The 17,685-nt window shown below is 60.2% G+C and carries 19 protein-coding genes; 3 read left to right on the top strand and 16 right to left on the bottom strand.

Annotated elements, in window-relative coordinates:
* Window positions 1-5 precede the first annotated feature (5 nt).
* From C8N42_RS08820 to C8N42_RS08855, 8 genes are all read right to left on the bottom strand, one after another.
* Entirely contained in the window at window positions 6-443 is a 438-nt protein-coding gene (locus C8N42_RS08820) for a molybdenum cofactor biosynthesis protein MoaE (protein WP_107816193.1), read from the bottom strand.
* A gap of 1 nt (window position 444) precedes the next feature.
* Complete coding sequence (moaD, locus tag C8N42_RS08825) at window positions 445-690, bottom strand: molybdopterin converting factor subunit 1 (RefSeq protein ID WP_170109257.1); 246 nt, start codon at window positions 688-690, stop codon at window positions 445-447.
* Entirely contained in the window at window positions 686-1,252 is a 567-nt protein-coding gene (pgsA, locus tag C8N42_RS08830; RefSeq protein WP_107816195.1) for a CDP-diacylglycerol--glycerol-3-phosphate 3-phosphatidyltransferase, read from the bottom strand. The genes moaD and pgsA overlap by 5 nt, the downstream gene beginning before the upstream one ends.
* Before the next feature lie 20 nt (window positions 1,253-1,272).
* Window positions 1,273-3,129, bottom strand: a complete 1,857-nt coding sequence (gene uvrC, locus C8N42_RS08835) for an excinuclease ABC subunit UvrC (protein ID WP_107816257.1) — start codon at window positions 3,127-3,129, stop codon at window positions 1,273-1,275.
* A gap of 342 nt (window positions 3,130-3,471) precedes the next feature.
* Complete coding sequence (locus C8N42_RS08840) at window positions 3,472-4,257, bottom strand: SDR family oxidoreductase (protein ID WP_107816196.1); 786 nt, start codon at window positions 4,255-4,257, stop codon at window positions 3,472-3,474.
* Between the two features lie 10 nt (window positions 4,258-4,267).
* Window positions 4,268-5,212, bottom strand: a complete 945-nt coding sequence (locus C8N42_RS08845; RefSeq protein WP_107816197.1) for a calcium/sodium antiporter — start codon at window positions 5,210-5,212, stop codon at window positions 4,268-4,270.
* Window positions 5,213-5,383: 171 nt separating this feature from the next.
* A complete protein-coding gene (locus tag C8N42_RS08850; protein WP_107816198.1) occupies window positions 5,384-6,178 on the bottom strand; it encodes a S49 family peptidase in 795 nt (264 codons plus the stop codon).
* 107 nt (window positions 6,179-6,285) lie between these two features.
* On the bottom strand, window positions 6,286-7,350 hold the full coding sequence (locus C8N42_RS08855) for a zinc ABC transporter substrate-binding protein (RefSeq protein WP_107816199.1): 1,065 nt from the start codon (window positions 7,348-7,350) through the stop codon (window positions 6,286-6,288).
* Between the two features lie 123 nt (window positions 7,351-7,473).
* Between C8N42_RS08855 and C8N42_RS08860 the strand changes: the two genes are divergently transcribed.
* From C8N42_RS08860 to C8N42_RS08870, 3 genes are read left to right on the top strand one after another with little or no spacing between them, the layout of a single operon-like run.
* The gene (locus tag C8N42_RS08860; protein ID WP_107816200.1) at window positions 7,474-7,959 is read left to right on the top strand and encodes a Fur family transcriptional regulator; all 486 of its coding nucleotides are present in this window, start codon (window positions 7,474-7,476) and stop codon (window positions 7,957-7,959) included.
* On the top strand, window positions 7,956-8,738 hold the full coding sequence (locus C8N42_RS08865; protein WP_107816201.1) for an ATP-binding cassette domain-containing protein: 783 nt from the start codon (window positions 7,956-7,958) through the stop codon (window positions 8,736-8,738). The genes C8N42_RS08860 and C8N42_RS08865 overlap by 4 nt, the downstream gene beginning before the upstream one ends.
* Window positions 8,735-9,538, top strand: a complete 804-nt coding sequence (locus C8N42_RS08870) for a metal ABC transporter permease (RefSeq protein ID WP_107816202.1) — start codon at window positions 8,735-8,737, stop codon at window positions 9,536-9,538. Before C8N42_RS08865 ends, C8N42_RS08870 begins: the two co-directional genes overlap by 4 nt.
* On the opposite strand, the gene C8N42_RS08875 is transcribed toward C8N42_RS08870, so the two are convergent.
* The 8 genes from C8N42_RS08875 to C8N42_RS08910 form a co-directional block, all read right to left on the bottom strand.
* Entirely contained in the window at window positions 9,539-11,002 is a 1,464-nt protein-coding gene (locus C8N42_RS08875) for a mannitol dehydrogenase family protein (protein WP_107816203.1), read from the bottom strand.
* Between the two features lie 25 nt (window positions 11,003-11,027).
* Window positions 11,028-11,801, bottom strand: coding sequence for an L-iditol 2-dehydrogenase (locus tag C8N42_RS08880; protein ID WP_107816204.1), 774 nt, complete (start codon window positions 11,799-11,801; stop codon window positions 11,028-11,030).
* Entirely contained in the window at window positions 11,798-12,802 is a 1,005-nt protein-coding gene (locus C8N42_RS08885; protein ID WP_107816205.1) for an ABC transporter ATP-binding protein, read from the bottom strand. Before C8N42_RS08885 ends, C8N42_RS08880 begins: the two co-directional genes overlap by 4 nt.
* A gap of 16 nt (window positions 12,803-12,818) precedes the next feature.
* Window positions 12,819-13,649 (bottom strand): carbohydrate ABC transporter permease, encoded by an 831-nt coding sequence (locus tag C8N42_RS08890; RefSeq protein WP_107816206.1) that lies wholly within the window; start codon window positions 13,647-13,649, stop codon window positions 12,819-12,821.
* 10 nt (window positions 13,650-13,659) lie between these two features.
* A complete protein-coding gene (locus tag C8N42_RS08895; protein WP_107816207.1) occupies window positions 13,660-14,532 on the bottom strand; it encodes a carbohydrate ABC transporter permease in 873 nt (290 codons plus the stop codon).
* Between the two features lie 76 nt (window positions 14,533-14,608).
* On the bottom strand, window positions 14,609-15,919 hold the full coding sequence (locus C8N42_RS08900) for an ABC transporter substrate-binding protein (protein ID WP_107816208.1): 1,311 nt from the start codon (window positions 15,917-15,919) through the stop codon (window positions 14,609-14,611).
* Window positions 15,920-16,028: 109 nt separating this feature from the next.
* Window positions 16,029-16,997 carry a sugar-binding transcriptional regulator gene (locus C8N42_RS08905; RefSeq protein ID WP_107816209.1) on the bottom strand — a complete coding sequence of 323 codons (969 nt, stop codon included), beginning with the start codon at window positions 16,995-16,997 and terminating at the stop codon, window positions 16,029-16,031.
* The gene (locus tag C8N42_RS08910; RefSeq protein ID WP_107816210.1) at window positions 16,987-17,670 is read right to left on the bottom strand and encodes an HAD family hydrolase; all 684 of its coding nucleotides are present in this window, start codon (window positions 17,668-17,670) and stop codon (window positions 16,987-16,989) included. The genes C8N42_RS08905 and C8N42_RS08910 overlap by 11 nt, the downstream gene beginning before the upstream one ends.
* Between the last annotated feature and the right edge of the window lie 15 nt (window positions 17,671-17,685).

A 17,685-nucleotide genomic window follows, 5' to 3' on the forward strand; every position in this document is an offset into this window, starting at 1 on the left:
CTTATTCACCAGCGCTTCAACGCATCCTCGTCCGCATCTTTCGCGGCGACCCAATCGGCCCCATCACGCGTCACTTCCTTTTTCCAGAAAGGCGCACGGGATTTCAGGTAATCCATGAAAAATTCGGCGGCTTCGAACGCCTCTGCACGATGGCGGGCGGCGGTGGCGACCATCATGATCTGATCGCCGGGGCGGAGCTGGCCGTAGCGGTGGATCACGAGGCAATCGGTCAGAGACCAGCGTTGAACGGCCTCCTCTGCGATTTTCGCAATCGCAGCCTCGCACATACCGGGGTAATGCTCGATCTCCATATACTCCAGCGTGCAGGTATCGTCACGCACCAGACCTGTGAAAGAGACCGTCGCGCCGGTGTTCGGGGCTTTCCCGAATTCGCGCAGAGCCTCGGCAAGATCGAAATCGTCGGACTGGACGGTGATGCGCATCTTACCCCCCCGTCATGGGAGGGAAAAACGCCACCTCGCACACGCCTGCCAGCGGCGCATCGAATTCGGACAACTCCTGATCCAAAGCCACGCGCAGGGATTTGAGATCGGAAAAGGCCAAATCATACCGCTCCTCGCGCGCTTTCAATTCTTTGACCAGTTCCAGCACGGTTGCCGCCTCCGTCTCGACGGTCTCACGCGGTTCCCCGATGCGTTCGCGCACCCAAGCAAAATAGAGCACTTCAATCTTCATGGTGATCCCTCAGATATGGCATCGCCTTGGTCAGATAATCCCAACCGGTGATCACAGTCAGGAGTCCCGCGATCCAGAAGATCAGAAGGCCGAGGGCAAACAGCGGCGTGGCAGAGGTTGCGCCATAGGCGAAGAGCACGGCGATGGACACCATCTGAAACGTGGTTTTCCACTTGGCGAGCTTGGTGACCTTCAATGTTCCGGCGGTATCGCCAAGAAATTCACGCAGACCCGACACGAAGGTTTCGCGCAGAAGGATGAAGGCGGCGGGGATCACGATCAACGGATTCACCCCGTGCAGCATGGTCAGGACGGCAATCGCTGTGACCACCATGGCCTTGTCCGCAATCGGATCGAGCATCGCGCCGAATTTCGACATCTGATCCCATTTGCGCGCCAGATAGCCGTCAATGAAATCGGTCAGCGAAGCTCCCACAAACAGGATCAACGCGACCCAGTCGGCAAAGGGACGTGGCAGGATCAGGAAAACGAGCGCCACCCCCGGCGCGCAGAGCAGCCGGAAGACGGTGAGGATATTGGGCAGGTTCCAGGTCATGATGCTCTCTCCTTACTCCCTCACCCGTGCTCATGGAAGAAGTCGTAGACGGTCTGGGCCACTTTCTCCGAAATTCCCTCCACCGCCTTGAGATCGGCAAGGTTCGCGCCCTCAACCGCCTTGGCGGAACCGAAATGCGCCAGAAGCGCGCGTTTGCGGGTGGCCCCGATGCCGGGAATATCGTCGAGTTTTGTCAGCCCCATAGCCTTCGATCGCTTGGCGCGATGGGTGCCGATGGCAAAGCGGTGCGCCTCGTCGCGTAGACGCTGGATGAAATACAAGACCGGATCGTTGCGCCGAAGCGCCATGACACGATGGCCGATGCGGTGGAATTCCTCCTTGCCCTGATCGCGGTCGATGCCCTTGGCGACACCGATCATCGGAATGTCAGTGACGCCCTGTTCTATCATGATCTCATGAACCGCAGAGACCTGTCCCGCACCGCCGTCGATCAACAGTAGATCGGGCCAGAGACCTTTGGTGCGATCCGGGTCGTCTTTCAGAAGGCGTTTGAAACGGCGGGTCAGCACCTCTTTCATCATGCCAAAATCGTCGCCCGGCGTGAGATCGTCGCCGCGAATGTCGTATTTGCGATACTGATTCTTCATGAACCCTTCCGGCCCTGCGACGATCATCGCACCGACAGCGTGGGCGCCCTGAATGTGGGAGTTGTCGTAAACCTCGATACGCTCTGGCACGCGCGGCAGGTCGAAGGCCTCCTTTAGCCCTTCGAGCAGTTTCTCCTGCGCAGCACCCTCGGACATTTTACGCCCAAGGCTCTCGCGCGCATTGCGCAGCGCAGAAGCCACAAGCTCCTGTTTCTCGCCTCGCTGCGGGACGAGGATTTCGATTTTCCTTCCCGCCTTCTCGGACAGCGCGGCTTCCATCAACTCGCGCTCTTCGATGTCATGCGACAGGATGAGTTGACGCGGCGGGTCGCGTTTCTCGTAGAATTGTCCGATGAACCCGGCAAGCACTTCCTCTGCCTCCGCCCCGTTGGTTTTCGGGTAGAAATCCTTGTTGCCCCAGTTCTGATGCGCGCGAATGAAAAAGACCTGCACACAGGCCTGCCCCCCCTCCATATGCAGCCCGATCACATCGCCCTCGCCCACAGTACGCGGGTTGATGCCCTGCGCGGTCTGAACCTGGGTCAGCGCCCGGATGCGGTCACGGAAGGCGGCGGCGCGTTCGAACTCCATCGCATCGGAGGCTTCCTGCATCTCATGAGCAAGCTTCTCCTGAAGGCCCGAGTGACGGCCTTGAAGGAAACGCTCGGCCTCACTCACAAGCTCGGCGTAATCCTCTTTCGATATCTTGCCGACACAGGGCGCGGTGCAGCGTTTGATCTGATATTGCAGACATGGGCGGGTACGACTCTCGAAATCCGCGTCGGAACAGGTGCGGAGCAGAAAGACTTTCTGCAACTGATTGAGGGTCCGGTTCACGGAGGCCGCTGAGGCGAAAGGGCCGAAATAGGAGGCCTTGCGCTTGCGTGCACCGCGATGCTTGGACAGTTGCGGGAAATCCGTGTCCTTGGTGAGCATGATGTTCGGAAAGCTCTTGTCGTCGCGCAACAGCACGTTGTAGCGCGGCTTGAGCTGTTTGATCAGGTTCTGCTCCAGCAGAAGCGCCTCGGTCTCCGTCCGGGTCGTCAGGAACATCATCTGCGAGGTCTCAGAAATCATTCGCGCAATGCGCACGGAATGACCTGAGGGTCGCGCATAATTCGACACGCGATTGCGCAGGTTCTTCGCCTTGCCGACATAGAGCACATTATGCTCGGGATCGAGCATGCGATAGACCCCCGGCGAGCCGTCGAGCTGCTTGAGATAGGCCGCAATCACGGCATGACCGCGCGGCACGTCCTTATGGGACATCTCCGGCGTCAGATCTGTGTTTTCGGTGCCTGTCACGTCGTTCATCTGCCTGCCTCTGATTCCCCCTCTGGCTGCAATCTTATCGCCCTGAGGGCAAGAGCAAACTCATCCACCATTTCTGTGGATAACCCTGCATATAAGTTTTCGTGAACTCGCATTTCTCCTTAGATTCACGCCTTTTTGCCCATTTGCACAAAAAATGATCTTATTTCTAAACTTTTGATTTCAAAGGGTATTTTCTGAACATCGCCGCAAGTCATTGAAATGATTTACATTTTAGTAACGAAAATGAAACAAATCCGAGAGCCGTGCAAAACTTTTACGGCCAAAGGTTAACGGAACCTACTCTTTGCCCTGCACATCCGGTGTCTGCCATGCCAGATGTTGACCGCCGTCCGGGCAGATCAACTGCCCCGTCACTGCAGGGGCCGTGATCAGATAGGCGAGCGCTGCGGTGACATCGGAAGGGTCACCGCCACGTTCCAGAAGGGTGGATCGCCGCTGCTCCACAAAGTCATTTTCGGACTGGCGCGCGCCCTGCAAAGTCGGGCCGGGACCGATGCCGTTGATGCGCACCCGAGGGGCCAAAGCCTGGGCCGCCGTTTGCGTCAGGGTCCAGAGCGCGGATTTCGCCAACGTGTAGGACATGAACTGCGGCGTGAGCTTGCGCACGCGCTGGTCGATCATGTTGACCACCAGAGCCTGCGCCCGCGGTCGTCCGTCATCCTCCATCACCGGATCGGGGGCCTGTGCCGCGAACTGTTGTAACAAGACGAAAGGTGCCCGCAGGTTGCTTTCGAAATGCCGGTCCCAGCTTTGCCGGGTTGCCGTTGCGAGTGTATCGTCTTCGAAAAGCGAAGCGTTGTTGACCAGAAGCGTCAAAGGACCACCCAGCGCCTCGACGGCGCGCGGAATCAAAGTCTCCACCTGCGCCTCGTCGAGCAGATCGGCTTTCAACACAGAAGCCTTGCGCCCCATGGCCCGCAGAGCCTCGACCACCTCGGCGGCCTCTGCATCCGAGCGATGACAATGCACCGCGACGTCAAATCCCATCTCCCCGAGAAACAGTGCCATGGCACGGCCAAGCCGTTGCCCTGCCCCGGTCACAAGCGCCTTGCGCAGTGTCATACGATTTTCCTCAGCCCAGAACCGCAACGATGTAGACGATATATAGGGCAGAAAGCGCCACACCCCAAAGCCGGGTGATGTCGATGCGCTTAAGCACAAAGACACCGAGCAGCACGGAAACCCCTAGCATCACCCAGATGTCGAAATCCATCAGGTCTTTGTCGACCGGAAGCTGGCCGACGAGGCTCGACACGCCGATGATGCCAAGAAGGTTGAACATGTTGGAGCCGATGACGTTGCCAAAGGCCACATCGGCCTGTTTCCTCAGCGCTGCCATCACCGTGGTCGCAAGCTCCGGCAGGGAGGTGCCGAGCGCCACGAGAGTCAGACCAATCACCTCATCGGACACATTGAAATCACGAGCGATATTGGTCGATGCATCGACCAGAATATCCGCCCCGAACGGCAAGCCAATGAGACCGACCAGCAGAAAGCCGATGATCTTGAACCAAGGCATATCGGGATCGGCGCCCTCAACCTCTTCGGCTTCGACCTCACGCTGCGCAGCCCGGTGACAGCGGGCCTCGTAGATTGCATGACCGATCATCCCGAAAAGCGCCGCCAGAAGCACCAGCCCGGCAATCCAGTCGAAAGTGCCGCGTAGAGCCAAAAGAATGAACAGCACCGTCGCGCCGATCATCTGGAGATAGGAGGCGCGGGTGGAATTGTCGATCACATGCAGGGTCGAGATAAGGGCGGGCACCCCCAGTACCAACAAGACGTTGGCGGTGTTCGAACCGATGACGTTGCCGAGCGCCAGTCCCGGAACACCGTCGAAAATCGCGGACACGGACACAAGAAGCTCCGGCGCGGAGGTGCCGAAGGCCACGACGGTGAGCGAGACAATCAGTGCGGGAATGCCGAGCCGTAGCGACAGGTTCACCGCGCCCCGCACCAACATATCGCCCGCGATAAGCAGGATGATCAGACCGGCAACCGCATAAATGAAATCCATCAGGATCTGTCCTTTTCACAGGCGCACGGGCCTTTGCCTATTCTGTAGCGCCCGCATTTCGGGCATTTCATGTCGTTCAGCTTTTTCTGCCCCGGAAAGCGCAATCGTCCGAACATGGCGAGCACCATCATGAAGACCAGGAAAACGCTGATGATCTTGAATATCATGCGATCAGAGCCCGAACCGCGCCCAGAGCGCCTGTTCCTCGACCTGCGCGGTGAGACCGGCGGCAAGTTCCGTGCCAAAGCGGCGCAGAAGCGGGCGTTTCGCGCCAAAGACCGAAAGCTTCACCTTGTCGCCGTAAATCTCTTTCATCTTCGGCACCAGATGACCGATGCCGTCCGCCAACCCAAGTCCGACCCCCTTCGCCCCGGTCCAGAAGGAACCGTCGAACAGCTCAACCTCTTTTGACAGCCGCTCGGCGCGGGAAGCGGTGACATGAGCGATAAAGGCCTGATGGATCTCTTCCTGAAGCCCCTTGAGACGGGCGACATCTTCGGGGTTTTCCGGGCGGAAGGGATCGAGCTGGCTCTTCGATTTGCCGGAGGTATAGACCCGGCGTTCGATGCCATGCTTGCCGATGAACTGATCGAACCCAAAGCTCGCGGAAATCACGCCGATGGACCCGACGACGGAACTCGGGTCGACTAAAATCTTGTCGGCGGCACAGGCGAGCCAATATCCACCAGAGGCCGCGACATCCTCGACAAAGGCATAGACCGGAAGCTCTTTCTCCTGCGCCAGACGCGTGATCCGCGCGGCGATCAGCGAGGATTGCACCGGAGAACCGCCCGGAGAATTGATCGACAGCGCCACCGCCGCAGGCTTGCCCTTGCGAAAGGCACGCTCGATCGCGGGCGCGAGGCTTTGGTCATTCAAACCGCCCTGACGGGTCATGATCGCGCCGTTCAGGCGGATGACATTGACCTTCGGCGGCGAGGCGAGGAAGGGGATGCTGAGGCTCATGCCTTGGGATGTAAAGTGCCCCCCCGGCACAAACAAGGGCGCGAGGCCTCGCCCCGCGCCCTTTTTTTATTGAACCCTGTTTTGTCGGACCATGTCCGACAAGCGGATTATTCGCTCGCGCAGGTTTTGAAAGCCTCTGCCGCCGCGTCAATCAGATCCGAATAGAACCCGGCACCCGGCGTCAGGGACACGCCCAGCGGGTCGATCACGGTCGTCTTGGCCTCGGTGCCGTCGAGCACGGTGGCCACGAGACCGGCGTTGAACTGCGGCTCGGAGAAGACGCAGGTAACACCTTCGGATTTAATCTTGTCCTGGATTTCCTTCACGCGGGCCGGGCTCGGCGCGGTGGCATCCGACAGGGAGATCGAGCCTGCGGCCTGAAGACCGAAGCGGTTTTCGAAATACTGGAACGCATCATGGAAGACGATGAAGCGCAGGTCGGAGATCGGGGCCAATTCAGCCTGCACGCGTGCAATCTGTTCGTCGAGCGCGGCCTGACCGGCAGCGGCGTTGGCGGCATAGGTCGCGGCATTCTCCGGGTCATGCTCCGACAGTTCCTCGGCGATGACGCCGAGCCAGACGCGGGCATTCATCGGGTCGAGCCAAGCATGACCGTCGGTGTGGGAGAGGTCGCCATGCTCATCACCATGGTCGTGATCATGAGCCTCTTCGTGTTCATGCTCATCGTGGTCGTGATCGTCATGCGCCTCTTCGGCATGATCATGATCGTCGTGGTCGTCGTGACCGGCCTCGTCATGATCGTGATCATGCTCATCGTCGCCATGGACGTGACGCTCGAAAGTCGCGCCTTCGCGCAGCGGCAGGATGATCGCGCCTTCGGCGAGCGACAGCGGCACGGAATGGGCTTCGGTCGCCACTTCGTCGATCATCTCGTCAAGCCAGGGTTCGACACGCGGACCGGTCCAGAAGACGATATCGGCAGCCTGCAATGCCTTGGCCTCGGACGGGCGCAGGGAATAGCCATGCGGCGAGGCACCTTGCGGCATCAGGGTTTTCGGTGTCCCGAGATCCCCCATGACCTGAACCACGAGAGAATCGATCGGCGCCATGTCGGTGACGACATTGGGCACCTCGGCAAAGGCGGTGTGTGCGTATGCGAATTGCGCTCCGGCAAGAAGCGTCACAGAGAGAAGGGAGGAACGAAGGGTCATTCTGGCCTCTGATTGATGTTATGTTATTACGTCTCAGCCTTGATATAGGAGAGGTGATAACATATCAAGGGTTCCTGTCACAAAGCCGACCTCCGGCGCGACTCGTTATTACGGAGCACTGTCATGGACCCGAACCCGATCGGATTTCAGCACCACGACCACAGCCATTGCGTCGCGGACGCCGTCGAAGCGGCCGATCGCTCCTGTCGCGAGGCGGGGCTACAACTGACGCCGGTGCGCAAGCGCACACTGGAGATTCTGCTCGAAGAACATCGCGCGCTCGGGGCCTATGATGTCCTCGCCCGCCTCTCCGAGGACGGGTTCGGAAGCCAGCCGCCGGTGGCCTATCGCGCGCTCGATTTCCTCACCAAACACGGATTCGTCCACAAGATCGAGAAACTCAACGCCTTCATCGCCTGCGCCCATCCCGGCGAGTTGCACACACCCGCCTTCCTGATCTGCACCTCCTGTCAGGCGGTGGCGGAAGCGGAAACCGATCCCTCGCACAGCCTGCTCGCGAACATTGCGGAGACCACGGGTTTTCGCATCTCCCGCGCGGTTCTGGAGGCCGAGGGCACCTGTCCCAACTGTCTGGCGAGCGAAAAATGAGCCTCATTAACATCGACAACGTGACCCTGCATCTCGGCGGGCGTCTGGTGCTCGACCAGGTTTCGATGACGGTCGAGCCCGGAGAAATCGTCACCATCGTCGGGCCGAACGGGTCCGGTAAATCGACGCTGATGAAAGTGGTGATCGGGGCCTTGCAGCCGGAGAGCGGTACGGTGACGCGGCAAAAGGGATTGCGCATCGGTTATGTGCCGCAAAAACTGCATATCGACCCGACCCTGCCGCTCACTGTGCGGCGGTTCCTGTCGCTGCCGAAGCGGGTGAGCAACGATGCCGCCCATGCCGCACTCGCTGATGCGGGGGTCGGGCATCTTTGCATGCGCCAAATGACCGATCTCTCGGGCGGACAGTTCCAGCGCGTGCTTCTGGCCCGCGCTTTGTTGTCCAATCCCGATCTTCTGATCCTCGACGAAGCCACACAGGGTCTGGATCAATCCGGCTCCGCCGATTTCTACAGCCAGATCGAAACCCTGCGTCAGGACAAGGGTGTTGCGGTGCTGATGGTCAGCCATGAGCTTCATGTGGTGATGTCCACCTCGGATCGGGTGATCTGTCTCAATGGCCATGTCTGTTGCCACGGCGCACCGGAACATGTCGCCTCCGCACCGGAATACCGGGCGCTCTTTGGCACCGGCACTCATGGGGCGCTGGCGCTCTATCGGCATGACCACAGCCATGACCATTGCGATCACGATCATACATATGATCACTCGCACAATCACGGGCATGACCATCCACAGGAAAAGGCGAAGTCCGCATGAGCCTTCTCGACGATTTCCTCGTCCGCGCCATTCTGGCCGGGATCGGCCTTGTGCTGGCAGCCGCCCCTTTGGGCTGTTTCGTGGTCTGGCGCCGGATGGCCTATTTCGGCGATGCAACTGCCCACGCCGCCCTTCTTGGTGTCGCTCTGGCACTCGCCTTCAACGCTTCGATCTTCGCGGGTGTCCTCGCCATCGCCCTCCTGATGGCGCTGACCGTTTCAACGCTGTCGGGGCGCGGCTTTGCGATGGACACGATGCTCGGCGTGATGGCGCATAGCGCGCTGGCCTTCGGCCTTGTCGCCGTAAGCTTCGTCCCGAATGTGCGCGTCGATCTCAACGCCTATCTCTTTGGGGACATTCTGGCCGTCGGGCGCAGCGATCTGGCGGTGATCTGGGGCGGGGCCGTGCTTGTCTCCGTGCTGCTCTACTGGCGCTGGTCGGCGCTTTTGACCACCACGCTCAACCCCGATCTCGCCATGGCCTCGGGTCTCTCGCCCCGACGTGAACAGTTGATCCTGTCGCTTGCACTGGCGATGGTGGTTGCCGTGGCGATCAAGGTGGTCGGCACGCTTCTGATCGCCGCGATGCTCCTGATCCCGGCGGCCAGCGCGCGCCCCTTTTCGCGCACACCGGAACGCATGGCAGTGATCGCCACGCTGATCGGTGTGATGGCCGTGCTGGGAGGCATTCAGGGCGCGTTCACCTTCGACACACCGACCGGGCCGACCATTGTGACCGTGGCCGCGCTGATCTTTGTGCTCGCGAACCTCGTCCGGCTGATCCGCTCTCAGCTCAGATAATCAGGCGAGATAAGCGCGCAACGCGGCCTCCACACCCTCGGCGTGGATCACCCCGAGCCAGCGCGTGAACGGCGTGGCAAAGCGCGCATCGTCACCGAGATCGCCATAGATGTGCCGCATCGTCAGCCAGCGTTCCGGCACTTCGCGCGCCTCGGCGGCGAGCGTCGTGAGATCGGTCCAGAACGGATCGTTCGGCGCGATGACGCTGCCGTCTTCACGCGTGCCGAGACAATAACGCGCCCAGAGCGCCTCGACCAAGGCCAGCCCCTCCACCGCCATGCCGCGATCCAGGCAAGCCCGGATCGAGGGCACGAGAAAACCGGGATGGCGCGAGGAGCCGTCAAAGGCGACGCGACGCGTGGTGTCGACGATCTTCGGGTTGGAAAAGCGCTTCTTGATCAGCGCGACATAGGTCTGCGGCGTGAATTCGGGCACAGGAGCGACATGGGGCATGATCTCCTCGCGCTCGACCTTCTCGAACAGCGCGGCGATCAGCGGGTGTTCCATACAGCCGGAAATCGTCTCGACCGACAAAAGATCGCCGGGGTTGGAAATCACCTGATGGCCGCCGTTCAGGATGCGGATTTTCATCGTCTCATAGCGATGCACATCGTCGGAAAATGTTGCACCAGCTTTGTCCCAATCCGGGCGCCCGGCACAGAAATCATCTTCGATCACCCATTGCCGGAAATTCTCATGCGTGACGGGCACGGCGTCCTCGATGCCGAACTCTTGTGCCAGCTCCAACTCCTTCGGCCCGGTGGCGGGCACGATGCAATCGACCATGGCGTTGGGGAAGGTGCAATTCGTGTCGATCCACTCGGCCAGCTCCGGGTCGGACAAACGGGCAAGCGACACGACGGTCTGACGCAGCACGGCTCCGTTGCCCTGAAGATTGTCACATGACTGTCCGGTGAAGGGCCCGACCCCGCGATCGCGCCGCAGTTTGAGCGCCGCCACCATCGCGCCGAAAGCCGTGCGAGGACGCCACGGGTTTGCGGCATCGTGGACAATATCTGGATGCGTGGCATCGAAACCCTTGGTGGCCGGGTCGATGAAATAGCCGCCCTCGGTCACGGTCAGGGCAACGATCCGAATCTCGGGCTGCGCCATGCGTTCGATCAACGCGCCATTGCCCTCCTCGACCGGCACATAGTCGATCATCGCACCAACCACCTCCGCCGACGATCCGGCAGGGTCCAACTCGATCAGCGTCGTCAGGTAATCCTGCGCCGCCATTTTCTGACGCATCTCCTCGTCATAGGGTCGCACCCCCGCGCCGACGATGGCCCAGTCGTGAGCCAGCCCCTTTTGCATCAGCCGGTGCAGATACCACGACTGATGCGCGCGGTGAAAGTTGCCGAGACCGATATGGACGATGCCGGGTGTGAGTTTGCTCCGGTCATAGTCCGGGCGCTTGATCGTTTCAGGCAGGTCCTTGAGGGTGTTGTTGGATAATTTCATGTTTGGTCTCCCCCAACTCATCCGCTTAATTCATCCATTGGCCGCCATCGACGTTATACGTCTGGGCAACGATGTAATCGGCCTCGGCCGTGGCAAGAAACACGGCCATGCCGGTCAGGTCCTCCGCCCGGCCCATCCGGCCGAAAGGCACGGCCTCGCCGACCTCTTTTTTCTTCTGCCCCAGGGGTTTGCCCTCATATTTCGCGAAAAAGGCGTCGACCCCGTCCCAATGCTCACCATCGACCACGCCGGGAGCGATGGCGTTGACGTTGATGCCGTGCTTGATGAGGTTCAGCCCTGCCGATTGCGTCAAGCTGATGACTGCCGCCTTGGTCGCACAATAGACCGCCACCAAAGGCTCGCCACGCCGCCCGGCCTGGGACGCCATGTTGATGATTTTGCCACCCTGGCCGCGCGCGATCATATGTTTCGCCACTTCTTGCATCATGAAAAGCGTCCCGGAGACGTTGATCGCGAAAGCGCGGTCGTAATCGGCGCGGGTGATCTCGGCAATCGGCGCAGCGGTGAAGATCGCGGCGTTGTTGATCAGGATGTCGATGCCACCGAGGCGTTCGACCGTCTCGTCTACCGCGCGCGCGATGCTGGCGGGATCGGCCACATCGAGTTCAACGGCGATGGCTGCGCTGTTGATCCCGGTGGCTGCCTCGCGCGCCCGTACGATATCAATGTCGGCAATCGCCACACGCGCGCCCTCTGCGGCATAGGTCTGGGCAAAAGCCAGACCTATGCCGCGCGCAGCCCCCGTGATCAGGGCATTTTTCCCCGCAAGCCGCATCATGCGATCCGCAACCCTTCGGCATTGAACCGATGCAGATTGACCTCGTTCGGCGTGAGCCAGACGATGTCGCCGTATTTCAAAGACACTTCACCGGAAGCGCGCACGGTCAGGGGCTCGCCCAGTCCTTCGACCGTTACATGGAAAAACGTGTCGGACCCGAGGTGCTCAGAGACCCCAATGACACCCTTCCACAACCCACTTTCGGTCGAAATTCCCAGATGTTCGGGGCGAATCCCGATGGTTACAGCGCCGTGTTTTTCGGCTTCTGCCCCGGAGATCAGGTTCATTTTCGGCGACCCGATGAAACCCGCGACGAAGACATTGCGGGGACGGTTGTAAAGTTCGAGCGGGGAGCCGACCTGTTCGATATGACCCGCGCGCAGCACGACGATCTTGTCGGCCATGGTCATGGCCTCCACCTGATCGTGGGTCACATAGATCATCGTTGTGGCGAGACGTTTGTGCAGCTCGGAAATTTCCAGCCGCATGCCGACGCGCAGCGCGGCATCAAGGTTCGAGAGCGGTTCATCGAACAGAAACGCCGCCGGTTCGCGCACGATGGCCCGCCCGATGGCGACACGCTGGCGCTGACCGCCCGACAGTTGTCCGGGTTTACGGTCGAGGTAATCGGTGAGATTGAGCGCCTTGGCTGCCGCCTCGATCCGCCGGTCTTGTTCGTCCTGCGGCAGACCCGCCATTTTCATCGGAAAAGCGATGTTCTTGCGCACGGACATGTGGGGATAGAGCGCGTAGCTCTGAAACACCATCGCCAAACCACGCTTGGCGGGGGGCAGATCGGTGGCGTCCTGGCGGTCGATACGGATCTGGCCGGAGGTGACATCCTCAAGCCCGGCAATCAGCCGCAGAAGCGTGGATTTCCCACAACCCGAGGGGCCGACGAAGACCACGAATTCACCGTCCTCGATGGTCAGGTCCAGCGGCGGAATGACCTCGACATCGCCGAATGTCTTGCGCACTTTATCAAGCGTAATGCGTCCCATGTCGAAGGTCCTCTTCTTATTTCACAGCGCCGAAGGTCAGGCCCCGGACGAGTTGTTTCTGGCTGAACCAGCCCATGATCAGGATCGGCGCGATGGCCATGGTGGAGGCGGCGGAGAGCTTTGCGTAAAACAGGCCTTCGGGGCTCGAATAGCTGGCGATAAAGGCCGTGAGCGGTGCGGCTTTCGCAGCGGTCAGATTGAGGGTCCAGAAGGCCTCGTTCCACGCGAGGATGATGTTCAAAAGCACCGTAGAGGCCATGCCGGGGATCGCCATGGGAGTCAGCACATGGATGATTTCCGAACGCAGGGTGGCCCCGTCCATCCGTGCGGCTTCAAGGATTTCGCCGGGGATTTCCTTGAAATAGGTGTAGAGCATCCAGACGATGATCGGCAGGTTGATCAGTGTCAGCACGATCACCAGACCGATACGGGTGTCGAGAAGCCCGAGGTCCCGGAACAACAGGTAGATCGGAACCAGAACGCCGACAGGCGGCAGCATCTTGGTCGAGAGCATCCACATCAGCACGTCTTTCGTGCGCCTAGCGGGGACAAAGGCCATGGCCCAAGCGGCGGGCACGGCGATGATCAGGCCCAGAAGCGTGGAGCCGCCGGAGATGATCACGGAATTCATGAAATGCCGGAAGTAGTTCGAACGCTCCTGCACCGTCGCGTAATTTTCCAGCGTCCAGTGGAAATTGAACCACACAGGTGGATCGGCGATGGCGGCGGCCTCGGTCTTGAACGAGGTGAGGATGGTCCAGAGGATCGGGAAGAAGATCGCGATGCCGATGGCCCATGCGAAGACGGTGGTGACGAGTTTGCGTTGGGTCGAAACGGAACGTGCCATGATCGCCTCCTTACGCGTCGAGGTTCTTGCCGATCATCCGCATCAGGAAGATCGCGACGATATTGGCGAGGATGATGGCGACCACGCCACCGGCGGAACCACCGCCCACATCGAATTGCAGAAGCGACTGCATGTAGATGAGGTAGGTGAGGTTGGTGGAGGCCGTGCCCGGACCGCCGTTGGTGGTCACGAGGATCTCGGCGAAGACCGACAGAAGGAAAATCGTCTGGATCAGGATTACAACCGTGATCGCACGCGCCAGATGCGGCAACATGATGAACCAGAAGCGTTTAATCCAGGGCGCACCATCCATTTCGGCGGCTTCCAACTGCTCCTGATCGAGGGACTGCAAGGCGGTCAGCAGGATCAGCGTCGCAAAGGGCAGCCATTGCCAACTGACGATGCCGATGATCGAGGTGAGCGGCGCGGCAGACAGAAAATCGAAAGGTTGAAGCCCAAGCGCCTTGGCCGCATGGGCAAAGAGACCGTTCACGGGGTTCATGAACATGTTCTTCCACACCAGCGCAGAAACGGTCGGCATGACAAAGAACGGCGCGATGACGAGAATACGCACGATGCCTTGGCCGAAAAACGGTTGATCCAGCAAAAGCGCGAGAAGAATGCCCCCCACAACGGTCACAAGAAGTACACCGCCAACCAGCAGGATCGTATTGGTGAGAGCCGCGAAAAAGGCAGGATCGGTAAGGAAGAACCGATAATTGGTCAACCCCGTGAACTCCTCCATCCCCGGCATCAGAAGATTGTAGCGCAGGAAGGAGAAATAGAGCGTCATCGACAGCGGCACGATCATCCAGCCCAAAAGCAAAAGCACGGCAGGCGAGATCATGAAGCGCGCGGCGACACGGGCGTGTTTCGTGGCCATGGCGGGTCTCCCGGAAACGTCGGAGTGAGGAAAGGTGCGGGCCGGAAACTGGGAACCGGCCCGCGAGGAGGAAGGCTTACTTGATGTAACCGGCCTTCATCATCTCACGCTCGGTGAGCATCTGGGCGTTCTTGAGCGCCTGTTCGGCAGTCACCTGACCGGCAAGAGCAGCAGAGAATTGCTGGCCCACGGCGGTGCCAATGCCCTGGAATTCCGGGATGGCGACGAATTGCACACCCACATAGGGCACCTCGTCCACGGTCGGATTCTGCGGATCGGCGGCGTTGATCGATTCGAGCGTCATCTGTGCAAAGGGCACTTTCTGATACTCGGGGTTCTCATAGAGCGAGGTGCGGGTGCCCGGCGGCACGTTCGCCCAACCCTCTTTCGAAGCGACCAGTGCGGTGTAGTCCTTGGACGTAGCCCATTCGACAAAGGTCTTGGCCGCCGCTTCGTTCTTGGTCCCCGCAGGGATGCCGAGGTTCCAGGCCCAGAGCCAGTTGCCGCGTTTGCCAAGCCCGTTATCGGGGGCCAGCGCGAAACCGACCTTGTCGGCGACCTGGCTGTCGTTCGGATTGGTCACGAAGGAAGCCGCTACGGTGGCGTCGATCCACATACCGCATTTGCCAGTCTGGAACAGCGCGAGGTTTTCGTTGAACCCGTTGCCGGACGCACCCGGAGGACCGTAATTGGTCATCAGGTCGAGATAGTCGTTGAGGGTCGCGGCCCAGGCCTCAGAGTCGAACTGCGGCTTCCAGTCCATGTCGAACCATTTCGCGCCATAGGAATTGGCCATGGCCGACAGGAAGGCCATGTTCTCGCCCCAACCCGCCTTGCCACGCAGACAGATGCCGTAGACCTCGTTGTCCTTGTCGGTCATCGCCGCGGCGGCTTGCTTGATGAAATCCCATGTCGGCGCATCGGGCATCTCAAGCCCCGCTGCCTCCATCAGATCGGTGCGATACATCACCATGGAGCTTTCGCCATAGAACGGCGCAGCATAGAGATGTCCGTCCACGGTCAAACCGCCACGGATCGCTGGCAGGATGTCATCGACGTCATACTCCGCCGGAAGATCGTCAAGCGAGACAAGCCAGCCGCGTTCACCCCAGATCGGAACCTCGTAAGTGCCGATTGTCATCACGTCGAACTGCCCGCCCTTGGTGGCGACATCCTGTGTCACACGCTGGCGCAGCACGTTCTCTTCGAGCGTGACCCATTCGACCTGAATGTCGGGATGTTTGGCGTAGAAATCTTCCATCAGACCCTGCATGCGGATCATATCGCCGTTGTTCACGGTGGCGACGGTGATGGTTTCGGACGTGGCCGCTGTGGCCAGCGCAGCAAAGGCGCACGCCCCCATAAGGGCGCGGAAAGTGGTATTCATGATATCCTCCCATTAGATTTGAGCAATTGCCCATATCATGAATTAATGCTCAACTATAGATGCGCATCTGTCAAGCCGCTTTCCACCAAAGCGATTTTAGCGGCGAATATTACTGAGAAATCAATTCTCTGGCAGTCCATTCATCGGTGAAAAGCCCGGCAAGCAACCCGCCGTGCAGCGCCGCACGCAACGCCGGAAGCTTACTCGCCCCCGCGCCGACACAATAGACCGGCATGTGCCCTTCGGGCACCTGCACCCCGACCATGCGGTGATTCACCGGGTGGTCAAGGTAACACCCGTCACGATCGAAGATATGTCCGCAGATCTCCCCGACGCCCCCGGCGGCGCGCAGATCGGTGAGTTCCTCGGCCGTGAGAAAGCCATCGACGTAAAGCGGCGCGTCATCGCCGAGCTGACCGATGCCGACAATGGCGAGATCGGCGGATTTCGCCAGGGCCCGCGAAGCCTTCACATGCGGTAATGACTGATAGAGCGTCAGCTCCGCTTCATCACGCGCCGAGACCGGAGCGGACATCGGATAGTGCCGTGCGCGGGTCTTTTCGGCGAACCGCATGATCACCTCGTAAAACGAGGCCGAACCATCCGGGGCAACATTTCCGATCAGAGAGACCAGCTTATGATGTGCGCCCTCCACGGTGCGCAGATGCTCGACTACGGTCTTGAGCGTGCGCCCGGTGCCCAAAGCGAAGACCTTCGGCGTTTCGCTCTCGAAAATCCGTTCCAATTCCGGGGCAACGAAGGGCGCCAGCCCGATGAGCGGGTCACTGCCCGCAGCGAGCGCCGGAGACACCCGGACTTGCTCCAGCCCAAAACGCACCTTCAGATCACGCTCAAGTTCGAGACATGCGGCAATCGGATGCTCGATGCGCACCCGGATCAGCCCCTCCGCCGAGGCGCGGGCGACGAGACGCTGCGCCCTCTGGCGTGAAATGCCGAGCTGTTGCGCGATCTGGTCCTGCGTCAGGCCGCCGACAAAGGACAACCACGCCGCCCGAGCCGCCATGTCGCGCGGGGAAACCTCGCTCTCGTCGGAAAGGCCTTGCGGCTTAAGCTGCATGCTCGGGGTCCTTGTTCAGAAGCTGCGGAGCAGAATGGAAGAATTCTCCGAAACTTGCAAACACGCGATGCGGAGTCGCTTCGGCGGGCGTGGTGAGGTCGAGCCCTTGCAAATGGCTTCCACCGGTAAAACGCCAGACGCTCATCCCGGCGGCGAGCCCCGCCTTAACCCCCGCTAGCGAATCCTCGATCACCAGACAACGCTTTGGATCGGCAGAGAATTTTTCAGCAACATGGAGGAAGAGATCGGGGGACGGTTTGCCGCGCGTCACTTCGGAAGCGGTGGTCGTCCGACCCTCGAAAAGATCGCTGAGTCCTGCGATCTCAAGCGACTCGCACAGACGCGGCGGGCTTGAGCTTGTGGCCAGCGCATAGGGCACGGCGAGCCGTTCGATGACCTCGCGCACACCGGGGATCGGTATGAGACCGGAGCGGAAGCCCGCGATGAGACGGGCGCGGTATTCGGCTTCGAATCCTTCGGGCAAAGCGACATTGAAGTCTTCGCGGATCGTCTTGAGCACGGTCGGATAGCTGCGCCCGAGAAAGTGCTGCGCGACATAGGCCGTGTCGATATCCACGCCATAGCCCGTCAGCTCTTCGATCAACATGCGGGCGGAAATGACCTCGCTGTCGATCAGAACCCCGTCGCAATCGAAAATCACCAGATCGAACATGTCCGCCTCCCCTTC

The sequence above is a fragment of the Celeribacter persicus genome (assembly GCF_003050785.1).
GTDB lineage: Bacteria > Pseudomonadota > Alphaproteobacteria > Rhodobacterales > Rhodobacteraceae > Celeribacter > Celeribacter persicus.

Coding starts and splice junctions, on each gene's coding strand:
- C8N42_RS08890 (WP_107816206.1), bottom strand. CDS start 13,649: ATGGCACGTTCCGTTTCGACCCAACGCAAACTCGTCACCACCGTCTTC.
- C8N42_RS08900 (WP_107816208.1), bottom strand. CDS start 15,919: ATGAATACCACTTTCCGCGCCCTTATGGGGGCGTGCGCCTTTGCTGCG.
- C8N42_RS08895 (WP_107816207.1), bottom strand. CDS start 14,532: ATGGCCACGAAACACGCCCGTGTCGCCGCGCGCTTCATGATCTCGCCT.
- pgsA (WP_107816195.1), bottom strand. CDS start 1,252: ATGACCTGGAACCTGCCCAATATCCTCACCGTCTTCCGGCTGCTCTGC.
- C8N42_RS08860 (WP_107816200.1), top strand. CDS start 7,474: ATGGACCCGAACCCGATCGGATTTCAGCACCACGACCACAGCCATTGC.
- C8N42_RS08870 (WP_107816202.1), top strand. CDS start 8,735: ATGAGCCTTCTCGACGATTTCCTCGTCCGCGCCATTCTGGCCGGGATC.
- C8N42_RS08840 (WP_107816196.1), bottom strand. CDS start 4,257: ATGACACTGCGCAAGGCGCTTGTGACCGGGGCAGGGCAACGGCTTGGC.
- C8N42_RS08855 (WP_107816199.1), bottom strand. CDS start 7,350: ATGACCCTTCGTTCCTCCCTTCTCTCTGTGACGCTTCTTGCCGGAGCG.
- C8N42_RS08880 (WP_107816204.1), bottom strand. CDS start 11,801: ATGATGCGGCTTGCGGGGAAAAATGCCCTGATCACGGGGGCTGCGCGC.
- C8N42_RS08850 (WP_107816198.1), bottom strand. CDS start 6,178: ATGAGCCTCAGCATCCCCTTCCTCGCCTCGCCGCCGAAGGTCAATGTC.
- C8N42_RS08875 (WP_107816203.1), bottom strand. CDS start 11,002: ATGAAATTATCCAACAACACCCTCAAGGACCTGCCTGAAACGATCAAG.
- C8N42_RS08865 (WP_107816201.1), top strand. CDS start 7,956: ATGAGCCTCATTAACATCGACAACGTGACCCTGCATCTCGGCGGGCGT.
- C8N42_RS08885 (WP_107816205.1), bottom strand. CDS start 12,802: ATGGGACGCATTACGCTTGATAAAGTGCGCAAGACATTCGGCGATGTC.
- C8N42_RS08845 (WP_107816197.1), bottom strand. CDS start 5,212: ATGGATTTCATTTATGCGGTTGCCGGTCTGATCATCCTGCTTATCGCG.
- uvrC (WP_107816257.1), bottom strand. CDS start 3,129: ATGTCCCATAAGGACGTGCCGCGCGGTCATGCCGTGATTGCGGCCTAT.
- C8N42_RS08820 (WP_107816193.1), bottom strand. CDS start 443: ATGCGCATCACCGTCCAGTCCGACGATTTCGATCTTGCCGAGGCTCTG.
- C8N42_RS08910 (WP_107816210.1), bottom strand. CDS start 17,670: ATGTTCGATCTGGTGATTTTCGATTGCGACGGGGTTCTGATCGACAGC.
- C8N42_RS08905 (WP_107816209.1), bottom strand. CDS start 16,997: ATGCAGCTTAAGCCGCAAGGCCTTTCCGACGAGAGCGAGGTTTCCCCG.